Raw genomic sequence first — 891 nt, 5'->3', positions numbered from 1 at the left:
TGTAAATGATAAACTAAAAGTGGTCCAATAATCGATTAATTCTAATCGAAAAATGGTCCACTTGTTTTAGTTTGTACTCCGTATGTAAAGTATAGGTACGGAGGTATGTGAGGTGATTAAATTAATGGATAAGAATGCAATAATAAGACTTAAAAATCAAGGATATTCAAATAGAGAAGTATCTAGAATACTTAAGATTAATAGGAAGACTGTAGCTAAATATTGGAATAAGTACCAGGAAGATGTTAAGAATTTAGATAATCCTAATTTAGATAGAGCATTAGTTCAAGAAGAAATTGCCAAGGCGCCTTCCTACGATTCTTCTAATAGAAAGAAGATCAAATATACAAAAGAAGTAGATGAGTATCTTGATCAGATTTTAGAAAGTGAGAAAAGAAAGGATTCTATCTTGGGTAATCATAAGCAAGCTTTAAGCGTTGTTCAGATTCATAAGATGATTGTTGATAAGGGTTTTGATATATCTTATCCTTCAATAGCAGTTTATGTTAGAAAGAAAAGAGAAGCTTCTAAAGAATGCTTCATTAAGCAAGTATATGATTTTGCTGATAGGTTAGAATATGACTTTGGTGAACTTAAGCTTGTAATCGATGGCAAACTTGTTAGTTTAAATATGGCTGTTATGAGTTCCCCAGCATCTAATTTTAGATGGGCTTATCTATACACAAGTCAAAATCAAGATGTATTCTTTGATTCACAAGTAAGATTTTTTAATATGATTGGAGGAATGTATAGAGAAATAGTCTATGATAATATGAGAAATGTTGTTAGTAAGTTCATAGGTAGAAATGAAAAAGAACTTAACCCAAGATTAATAGAGTTTGCCAACTACTATGGCTTTTCAGTCAATGTAACCAATTGTTTTTCAGGAAA

Annotated in this window: 1 pseudogene; it reads left to right on the top strand. The window is 30.5% G+C overall.

Annotated features, from left to right (window positions below):
• Window positions 1-124: 124 nt before the first annotated feature.
• Window positions 125-891, top strand: a pseudogene (locus tag BQ7474_RS00030) (IS21 family transposase); the annotation flags it as partial.

Source organism: Anaerococcus urinomassiliensis (assembly GCF_900128425.1).
Taxonomy (GTDB): Bacteria; Bacillota; Clostridia; order Tissierellales; family Peptoniphilaceae; genus Anaerococcus; species Anaerococcus urinomassiliensis.
Note: the sequence above shows the minus strand (reverse complement) of the source record. Positions and strands in the feature narration are given on the sequence as shown.